Genomic DNA, 10,750 nt, shown 5'->3' on the forward strand with positions numbered 1-10,750 from the left:
TTTTATGCAGGAAAATAGTGCAGGGTGTTACAAGATAGTGCAGGATGTTATAAAATAGTGCAGGAAAACTTAAAAAACGCATTTTAATGGTGAACTAGATAGAAGTGGGGCTGGATAAGTAATAAACAGGCGTCTGTGTGGCGCTATACTGCTATCTTCAGCGAACTGAAAAAACGATACAAAGCAACCGCTGTTGACGTATTTGTTGGTCAGCTATCAGCGTCTGGGATTGGTTTCTTAGACTTTTTTAAATTGAATGAACTATCATTTAAGACAAGGCTTGTATGACGTTATGACGAGGGATAGGAAAGTGGCAAAGAAGGAGCTAAAGGAAGAGATGGAAACGAGCGCAAAAATATTAAGAAAGAAAGAAAATATCATCAATGCTGCATTGATAATATTTTCCCAAGATGGGTTAAATGGCGCGCGGATGGAGAGCATTGCCAAAGAGGCGAATATATCTAAATCGAATATATTTTACTATTTTCAAAATAAAGAAGTTCTGTATATTGCCGTTTTAGAAAAGGTGCTGAGTGAGTGGCTATCTCCTTTAAGTGAGATTAACATCAACCAAGACCCAAAAAAGGCCCTTCAAACTTACATTGAGGCAAAATATGAAATGTCAAAAAAATCACCGGCAGCATCGAGACTATACGCCTTAGAAATCATGCAAGGGGCACCTCACTTAATGCCCGTACTAAAAGGACCATTGAAGCGTTTGGTTCGAGAAAAAGTGTCCGTAATTGACGGGTGGATTGCAGAAAACAAGATTAAACCTGTTTCTGCCATTCATTTAATTTTTCATATTTGGGCAGTGACTCAACACTATTCTGACTTTTCTAACCAGATTGAAGCAGTGTCTAGTCACACGTTAAGAAATAAGAAATTTGCCAAGGGCGCGTTAGATACGAGTATCCAATTGCTTGTAGATAGTTTGATTCTATGATTGGGCGCTGAGACTCGATGCTTAGGTTTGATACTGAGATTTGATTGTTAAGTTTCATTCAATTTCTTAGTAGATGCGCTAGAACGCTTGCGGTTGTACAGTGGCAAGTTGCAATATCACTAAAAATACGGCAGGCGCTGTGCATGCAAATAAACGTCTTTCAGCGTGACGAAAAGCACGTACTCACATCACGTGATTGCATATAGACACTGTCAGTTTTACTGATTGATATCGAAGTCTAAATCAGCGAACCACGCCAACCAAATATCCGTTAGCGGTTTGGTGTTGTTTGCTGACCAGTGCATTTCCAATGGAACGTACATCGCTTCCTTCAAGTCGATAAAGCAGCAACCGTTTGTTTGTAAGTTTTTCACGCAACTGGGCACCAACGCCATACCTTGACCGCTCGACACTTGAGTCAACAGTGCCTGCATGCTGGCTGGCTCACTAACCACGTTTGGCTGCAGATCAAGCTGAAAAAATCCAGTGATTAACGTATCGAATAGGCTTGGCGCATGTCGGCGCGCAAACAACGTTAGCGGAATGTCAGCAAGCTGAGTGAGGCTTAGTATTGGCTCATGTGCCAAAAAATGATACTCAGGTAAGGCCACCACAATCGGATCATCGAGCAAATGCTGTGAATTCACTATCGGTGCCCATTGGGCATCAATCGATCTTGAAAAACCAAGATCGATTGTATCGCTCAAAAAAGCCTCTATTTGCTCCCCTGCCGTCATCTCAAATATCTGCACATCAACGTCGTTGGCATAGTCAGTGAACTGTTTCAATAGCGCTGGCAAGAAGTGAGCACACGCCGAGCTCATATAACCAATCCGCAGCAGCCCTTTTTTGCCCTTGGCGATATCCCGAGCATGGCGTTTGGCCTGCGAACACTGGCGCAGTATGCCTTCTGCATCCCGATAAAAAGCTTTTCCAGCATCAGTAAGTTCCACATGCCGTGTGCTTCTCTCTAGCAGCACCACTCCAATTTCTTCTTCTAAAGAGTGGATATGCCGACTGATGGCTGACTGCACCGTATTCAGACGGCGAGCCGCCAACGAAAAACTGGCATTATTTGCCACCTCTACAAAGCTGGTCAGATGTTTGAAGTTCATTATATTAATGCCATATTAAGATAAATAGGTATCTAATATATCATTTTACGCATGAGTCTCTATTTTGTAAAATAACGCCATCATAGTCCACGAAATGAGAAGCATCTATGCAGTTATCCCGATTGGGCGAATACTCGTTGCTATTGGTAGCAATGCTAACCATCATGGTTGGTGCCGTCCTAGCCCCTGGTTTGCATACTATTGCACCTGCACTGGGTTTTGAGACGTACGCTCCTTTATTGCTGACTCTGCCAGCCCTCGGCGCAATTCTTTTTGCGCCCCTCTTTGGAAAACTGATCGATCGCTTTGGTGCTCGAACTACCCTATTGGCGAGTTTGCTGGGCTACTTTGTTTTCGGTATGGGCGGTATGTTTCTTCACGGACCAGTCATTGTAGTCGTCGATCGAATTGTTCTCGGTGCATTTGCGGTGGGAGCTATGGTGGCAGGTACCGTACTCATTTCACAGTGGTATACAGGCAAAGCCCGCTTGAACATGATCGCCAAACAAGGCATGGCCATCGAACTTGGCGGCGTCATCTTCTTATTTTTAGGTGGTCTACTTAGTGAGCTGAGCTGGCAAGCCCCTTTTATACTTTATGCTTTGGCTTTTGTGTGCGTGCTTCTGACGTTATATAGCATTCCAAAAAAAGAACCCTATCCTGAGGTGGCAAACAGTACTATCAATGACGACAAAACACAGCCCATAGCCCCTGTTATAGCCTACGCCGTTTTGGCAATGTCCTTGTTTTACACTATGTTTACCACATTGCCTGGGTTGCTGGCTGACTTGCAATTTACTGAATCACAAACCGGTTATCTGCTGTCATATATCTCATTAATCGCTGTTTTTACAGCGATGATAATGCCTAAGGTCGTAGGCAAGTACTCAGAAAACAACACGCTGATATTAGGCTTTACAAGTTTGGCGGTGGCACACGGGCTTTTCGCTACCAGTACAGCGACATCAGCGCTCATACTAGCAGCAACCTTTGCAGGAATAGGATTCGGCTTTTCCATTCCACTCTTAAACCACGCCACTGTGGAGCGCAGTACAGAGCGGAATCGCGGACACAATTTATCTTTGTTTGGTATGGCAGTATTTACAGGACAATTCCTGACGTCATTTTTTGAATTTGTGCCGCTAGCGAACACCTCAATTCTTCTGCTATGTGCTGTGGTTGGCGGTATTTGTGTCATTTATCTGAAGCTTCATCATCGTCTGGTACAGTCAGCCTGACTTTTTCCAACGATAAACTATATCTAACGATGAATTATCTAAACATCTCTAAAATCAAATGGCTTAATCTCAGACATCACTTACAACTTTATTGCTAATAAATGACAGATTATGTCTGTTATGTCATCATCCTTTCACATGAGTATCCTACTCTCCATATCCATCACGATGAATCATCGCTCTCAGATATTCATTATAAACACGTCTCTTCATAGTCGTTTTGTACCACTTATCACTCGCCCCGAGCATTGAATTAGCGCCTGCCAATTAGGGTTGTCTTTGCAACGGGTTTAATGGATTACGAATAAGGATACTAATAATGTTCAACCCTCGCCGTCATGAAACCACTGTCAAAAATGCGCTTCAATCAACTGAGCCACAATATAAAGCACCGCTCCGTCGAACGTTATTAAGCAAGTTAACCAAAGCGAGCTTAACCATGGTAATGCCCGTAGTATTGCTAACTGGGTTGAGCGCTTGTAACAGTGATGACGACAATGACACGGCCACCACGACGAACCCTGATACCAGCCATTATTCCAAAGTTACCTTCAACCCTGCTGGCAGCTACTTGCATGGTGATTTTGATGAGTCTGCCGCCGAAATTACCGACTTTCACCCTGCCTCTCAGCGTGCGTTTATCGTTAATTCCCAAAACAAAAAAATTGATGTTCTGGATATACAAGATATTCACAACCCAGTCCTAGAAGACTCGCTTGATGTCTCTGACATCGGTGGCGCTGTCAATAGCGTTGCCGTGCATGGCGATCTTGTGGCTTTGGCAGTACAAGCCGATGTTAAGACTGATAATGGTTATGTTGTCGTCTATGACGCCAATACCCTAGAAAAAATCACCAGTATCGAAGTGGGTGCATTACCAGATATGGTCACTTTTACTTCTGATGGCAACACAATATTAGCTGCCAACGAAGGCGAGCCAGATGATGACTACCAGATTGATCCAGAAGGCTCTGTAAGTGTCATTAATATTGCAGATATCAATCGTCCAATCGTCCAAACAGCGACATTTACCGATTTCAATTCGCAAAAACAAAACCTCATCGACGCAGGTGTCCGTATCTTTGGTCAAAAAGCCGATGGTACGATGAGCACGGTTGCCGAAGACGTAGAGCCTGAATACATCTCGATATCTGAAGACAACCAAACCGCTTATGTCAGTCTGCAAGAAAACAACGCCATCGCCATTGTCGATATTGCCAGCGCAACTATAAGCGACATTCAACCCTTGGGCGCAAAAGACCACTCACTAGAAGGCAATGAGCTGGATGTCAGTAACGACGATGGCAAGATCAATATCACCACATGGCCAATAATGGGTATGTACATGCCAGATGCCATTGACACCTACTCTATTGGTGACAAAACATACTTGGTAACGGCCAACGAAGGTGATGCGCGAGAATGGGGTGATTTCAGTGAGGAAATCAGTTTTGAAGACGTACTAGTAGACGGTAGCAAATTTAATACCACTGCCTGTCATGGACTAGATTGTGGTAGTGATGAAGCACTGGGCAAAATCGATTTTTCTGACGTCATGGGTGATGCAAATAACGACGGTGTGTATGACACGCTATATAGTTTTGGTGCCCGCTCATTTAGTATTTGGGATACTGAGGATATGAGCTCGCCAGTATATGATAGCGGCAGTCTGATGGCTGAATACACCGCCGATAAATATCCTGATAACTTTAATGCCAATAACGATGACAACAAGTTTGATAATCGCAGTGACAATAAAGGCGTTGAACCTGAGGGAGTTGTGATAGGACAAGTTGGCTCACAAACCATCGCTTTTGTTGGTCTTGAGCGCATTTCTAGTGTGATGGCTTTTGACGTAACAGACCCTATGGACGTCAAATTATTGGGAGAAATCAATACCCGTACCTTTGATGATGCCAACAACTCAGAAAGTGGCAATATAGATGGTGATTTAGGACCTGAAGGTTTGGCATTTATATCAAGTGAAGATTCACCATCTGGTCATCCGCTACTATTGGTTGGCTTTGAAGTCAGCGGCACATCAAAAATATTTGAGTTAGACTTTTCTGAAGAATAACTTCTCCAGTGACTGCTTTGATAAGCACTAATAAATTAAAGCCTTCGCAACAAACCTTCATAAAGCCTCTACTTTATGAAGGTTTTTTATTGGAGCATTTTAGATACTCACTAATTAACAGACACCCATAAATACTCACTCATAAACAGGCACTCATAAACAGACACTGCTGATAGTTACTGATTCACCAAAACCAGTAACCCAAACAAGCCACAAATCTATGATAGCACCTTGAAATATTGCCCTAAAACAGCACCCTAAAATAACAACTCTCTTCATAGGCGATTAGCTGCTACACTATCAGTCATTCAAATATAATCTGGACACCAGCCAGCTGAGTAAGAGTGCTACTTACAGCGAACCAATCGATTAGCGAGCTAAGCGATCAGTAGCCTATACAAGGTCGGCACTCTATCCAGCTTTTAAAGAATTACCATGCAAAAACTAGCTATACACCAGAAGCGTAATTTTCCGCACACACTGACACTTTAACGCCCTATCAAGACAATAAACCATGCATATTATAAGACGGCTTACAGCACTGTTCATTGGCACTTTTTTGGCAATGCCAAGTTATGCCGTCACTGTCGAAAAAATCATTCCTTGGGGTGACTACGGTGCGAGTACGCATATCTTTTACAAGAGCAACCACTCCGATACAAGCACCAACTTATTCAGCTCTAGAATCGAAATGTCCGCTGATAGCACGCAACGTTTATATTTTGAGTTTCACTCCAATACCAGCGCAGATACGATGCCCTCTGTCGACAACGAACCCACAGCAACAGACGGGCTGTACACGCTCATGGGTGTGACCATGCTGTTTGATGGACAAGCGGTTGCGATGCTAGGTTCTGCTAAAACATATTCTTATGTGGACGATGGCGCTCAGCATAATAGGAACGACGAGAACAATGAGAACAACGAAACTTATTATTCGTTCACCCCTAGGAACGCCAAAGGACATAGCGATTTAGTTCGCCTGCTAAAGAGCGCAACCTCTCCTGTCAGCGTCCGATTTAGGGGAGAAACCATTTATCTGCCAGTGATGGGTTTTATGAAAATCTGGAATGCTGATGAGCATCGCTAGCCTACATTGTGTGTTATCGCAATATTAGGACGCGTCCTAAGCATGGATTGATTTTGCAGCGTACGCTCTAAAAAACCCTGCAAGACCCACCAAGCATAAAAAAGACCTCAACCTCTGCAGATTGGGGTCTTTTTATATCAATGTGTCTCATCTTGAAGAACTATTCAAGGCTGTCAGGTTAGCGCTTTATAACGTCTAAATCATATAGTGATTAGAATTTATAAATGATTAGAACTTATAAGTGATCTTACCCGATACTGTCAGTGGTTCACCATAGGCAATTTGGTTAAAGCTAGAGCTATCTACATACTGCTCATCAAATAAGTTGTCGACATTGAGCTGCATGGCCAGTTTTTCACTGACATCATAGCGCGCCATCAAATTCACTAGCGTTACCGCATCTTGCGTGTATTTCTCGTCCAAACCACTGGCTGGATTGGTCATCATGGTGTATCGATCATCAGACCAGTTCACACCACCGCCAACCGTTAGGCCAGAAACCCAGTTGGACATATCATAGGTAGTGAATAACTTTAATAGTCTATCAGCGTAACCAGTGTTTACTGCATCGCCATACTTATCTTCGGCAATAAACTGCGTATAACCAATACTTGTTTGCCACTCTGGTGTTATTCTCCCCGTCACTTCAACATCGATACCAGTACTGGTTGCGCCTTCTGCGCCGATATAAGGTGTTGTTTCTGGGTCATTTGGATCAATATTATCGACGTCTTCCTGCGCTAAATTGTCCTGTTTGATACGAAAGACGCTAAACTGGCCTTGTACCATACCGTCATCACTACTGCTTTTTATACCCAGCTCATAGTTATCGCCTTCGATAGGATCCAAGTAGCTGTTACTTACATCCGTTTCTTCTTGCGGTTCAAAAATACTGGTATAACTGGCAAATAGCGTATGATTGTCAGTGACGTCATAAGTGGTCCCTATATAGGGTACCCATACAGAATCGTGCGATATGTCTATATCAGTACCGAAATTCACCCCTTCGTATTCGTAGTCAGTGACTCGTGAGCCTAAAATAAGGGCTAAAGGATCAGCCAACTGCAATCGCCCTGAAGCAAACACACTTTTCTCTTTGGTGGTTAGTTGAGTAGATAGACTTTTATCACTCCACTCAGGCTCTGCATAACTACCATCCCACTCTAGAAAGTTGTCGATAGGACCAAAATTAGGCGTAGCCGTATAACTGTAAGCGGTTAAGTCGTTCTTATTGTAGCTAGCACCAAAACGCACTTCATGAGTTTGACCAAATGCATCAAAATAGCCGTCGACGCTCGCCTGTACATTGTCTTGGTTTCGTTCACTCTCATAACGACCGTTATATACCGCTAGACCTTCCCCTGTATATTGATCTACCGTATTTCCTGATAGATAAAACAACTTGTCGTTAGATTCATTTTCGCTGCGGCTACCTTTTAACTCAAAACGCCAATCATCGTTAAAGTCATGAGTGACTGTACCAAAGTAAGTCTGGTTGGTGCTATTCCACTTAACCCAATCGACACTGGCATTTTTTCCGATATCCCACTCAGCCTTGCTACCATCTGCAAAGTAAGCCGGCAACGAACCCCACATAGTAGAGTTTTGCACATTGTCTTGATACGAAGCACCGACACTGACCTTGGTTGCCTCACTAATATCCGCATCAAGCACACCATAAAACAGTCCAAGCTGCTTATCTTCACGATCGATATAAGTATCACCATCTTGATATTCAGCGATGAAGCGACCGCGCACATCGCCATCCGCACTCAACGGCGTACTGGCATCAAGCGTCGCGCCGTATTTACCGTAGTGGTCAGCAGTCGCAGTAACAGTGGCTTCTGGCGTACGACTGTCCGCACGTTTTCTGACCAAGTTAATCGAAGCAGATGGTTGACCTGAGCCCGTAGTCAGTCCAGCCGCCCCGCGTACCACCTCGACTCTATCGTAAATCGCGGTGCTCGCTAAACTTTCACCGTTTGACCATTGTGAAACGAAATCAACATCTTGCCCGTCAATCTGATACTGATCGATATCAAAGCCACGCGCAGATGCACTATTACGCCCACCATCAATTTTTGCCCCACTGATACCCGGCGTGCTGCGAATGACATCGTCCACTGTTTCTAAACGTTGATCTTCGATTTGCTGATTGGTAATCGTCGTCACCGACTGTGGCGTCTCTTTAGATGTCAGCGTCAATCCTGTTGCCGTTGACTGACGTTCATAGACATAGTCTTCTGTGTCTTCACTGTTACTCAAGTTAGACGCTACGACTCGTATTGTCTCTAAGGTTGTAGAAGGCATGTCGTTCGACGATTCGCCTGCTTCAGTAGCGGCTGCACCACTTGCCGAGCCAGTGGACGGAATACTATCATTTGCGACTACCGTCTGGCTGGCGATGGAAACCATGATAGAAACAACAGACAGTGACAACAAGCGGTATGGCTTTTGAACAGCAAGTGTTGGGTGTGATTTAATCATATTTGCTCACAACAGGTATAAGAAAGTCGGAAGCTGTGTTTTGACAGTAACCGTAATGTTCAAATATTGTAATTACAAGTGTTAATAAAAACAATTATCATTAACAAAAAAATCGTTTTTATTGTAAAGCATCGCACTCATTACTCTTCATCACAGTCTCGGTAATTGAATCGGTATAGGACCGAAAAAGTCGGATTTATAGCCAGTTAAGTCAAGCCAATTACGGTTGATTGTAGCTAATTGCGGCCAATCACAAGACCACGATATATCAGCTTATGGCATCAAACAGATGTAGCTTAATATAATAAAATCCCCAGTCGTTAAACTGAGGATTCATTTTGACAACTTGGACGATGTTGACAATCGTGCCGAGCCATATAGCGCTATCGAAAACTGCAGTTACAACATAATTTGCGCTACCATGGCTGACCCTATGAATGTCCCCGTAAAGGTCAGTATCGCAACGACGGCGATTTTAAAGCCAGATTTTTTGAACAAATCTACTTCCATTTGTGAAATAGCAAATCCTGCATACGCAAGCACAGGGGTCAATAATTGCAATACACCCATTTTTGCTGTCTCTTCCAAAACATAGGCATTAAACGGAAACTGTGGCAAAGATATCAAAATAGCCACAATAGATATCCAAGCAATCGCCGGAACATTAAATGGTATAAATCGTTTTAAGAGCATACCGATGACACAGCAAGCAAACAAGATGAGCATGGCAGGCAATCCGGCCAATGGGTCGACACCCTGCCCTACCCAGTTGCTCAGTAGTAGAACCACACAAATCACTGCCAGTAACATAAAAGACTGAACCATCGATAATATCGCCGGCTCTTCCATCACGGCACTGAGGTCTGCTTCATTAGTCACGACATCTTTGTTCTTTTTGAGTTTAGTGACCAGTTTGTACAAAGCCTCTGTGAAAGGCAGCGCAACAAATAAGCTAACGAATAACCCCGTGGCATAAGTGAGTAGGTTGGAAGTCGCAGCAAACGCTGTAATGGTTTCTGCTTGCGTTGGTACTGTCTCTGCCAGCGCTGCTGAACAAGCGCCCATCATACTACCACTGCCGATACCACAAGCCATGGCAAGTGCACGCACATCGAGGACATCCATAGAAGCGATAATGCCAGCCATTAAAGAGAAGTATATAGCGCCAAACAACGTCCCCATGACATAGACACCCATGACACCGATACCTTCTGGACTCTGTAGCCCGTACTTATCAGCAATCAAAGCGACGTTTGGCTCTCGAGCCACAGAGTGCGTCGCCCCTATCGCTTCTCGTCCCATGCCAAAGACCAACACCGCCACAGGCAACGCAATCAAAACCGTCGCCACATTGCCTAGCTCTTGTAATAATAAGGCCGGACCCGCAGCGATAATCTCTTCGATATTCGGACCAACCCCAACACCAAATTTTGCAATAAACGGCATGATGCTCAACAAAATCGCATAACTGGCAAACTTCGCTCTCTCCTTCGTGATGACGGCTTTCATCGAAGGAATCACGTTAGGATTTAATAAAATTGCAAAGATAAAGGCATATAGCAAGGGCAACAGCACCAACACCCCAATGCCAATAGGTATCTTAATAATGCCGATCCACTCTGCGAGCAATGACACGGCAATCGCTAATAAATGCAACTTCCAATCCAGTAGGTGCTTGGTCATTGTCGGTGACAGCACGCTATTATTACTCATACTCATAATACCCATTTCCCTTCTATTTAATTAGGACTTACGCAAAACCAGAGATATATTGCCAACCTAAAGCATAGCGTAGTA

At 43.8% G+C, this 10,750-nt stretch carries 7 protein-coding genes; 4 read left to right on the forward strand and 3 right to left on the reverse strand.

From position 1 onward, the window contains the following. The first annotated feature begins 310 nt into the window (after window positions 1-310). Window positions 311-946, forward strand: coding sequence for a TetR family transcriptional regulator C-terminal domain-containing protein (locus tag L0J61_RS05310; RefSeq protein WP_301465300.1), 636 nt, complete (start codon window positions 311-313; stop codon window positions 944-946). A 218-nt stretch (window positions 947-1,164) separates the two neighbouring features. Here L0J61_RS05310 and L0J61_RS05315 read toward each other — a convergent pair whose 3' ends face one another. Further along, on the reverse strand, window positions 1,165-2,061 hold the full coding sequence (locus L0J61_RS05315; RefSeq protein WP_301465301.1) for a LysR substrate-binding domain-containing protein: 897 nt from the start codon (window positions 2,059-2,061) through the stop codon (window positions 1,165-1,167). 107 nt (window positions 2,062-2,168) lie between these two features. Between L0J61_RS05315 and L0J61_RS05320 the strand changes: the two genes are divergently transcribed. The 3 genes from L0J61_RS05320 to L0J61_RS05330 all read left to right on the forward strand — a co-directional run bounded on the left by L0J61_RS05320 (window position 2,169) and on the right by L0J61_RS05330 (window position 6,466). After that, window positions 2,169-3,299: an MFS transporter gene (locus tag L0J61_RS05320; protein WP_301465302.1), complete on the forward strand. Its 1,131-nt coding sequence runs from the start codon at window positions 2,169-2,171 to the stop codon at window positions 3,297-3,299. 319 nt (window positions 3,300-3,618) lie between these two features. Beyond that, window positions 3,619-5,376, forward strand: coding sequence for a choice-of-anchor I family protein (locus L0J61_RS05325; RefSeq protein ID WP_301465303.1), 1,758 nt, complete (start codon window positions 3,619-3,621; stop codon window positions 5,374-5,376). A 514-nt stretch (window positions 5,377-5,890) separates the two neighbouring features. Continuing rightward, complete coding sequence (locus L0J61_RS05330; protein ID WP_301465304.1) at window positions 5,891-6,466, forward strand: hypothetical protein; 576 nt, start codon at window positions 5,891-5,893, stop codon at window positions 6,464-6,466. Window positions 6,467-6,694: 228 nt separating this feature from the next. Here L0J61_RS05330 and L0J61_RS05335 read toward each other — a convergent pair whose 3' ends face one another. Then, on the reverse strand, window positions 6,695-8,953 hold the full coding sequence (locus L0J61_RS05335; RefSeq protein WP_301465305.1) for a TonB-dependent siderophore receptor: 2,259 nt from the start codon (window positions 8,951-8,953) through the stop codon (window positions 6,695-6,697). A 399-nt stretch (window positions 8,954-9,352) separates the two neighbouring features. Next, the gene (locus tag L0J61_RS05340; protein WP_301465306.1) at window positions 9,353-10,672 is read right to left on the reverse strand and encodes a DUF3100 domain-containing protein; all 1,320 of its coding nucleotides are present in this window, start codon (window positions 10,670-10,672) and stop codon (window positions 9,353-9,355) included. Window positions 10,673-10,750: the final 78 nt, after the last annotated feature.

This window comes from Psychrobacter sp., from assembly GCF_030457785.1.
Taxonomy (GTDB): Bacteria; Pseudomonadota; Gammaproteobacteria; order Pseudomonadales; family Moraxellaceae; genus Psychrobacter.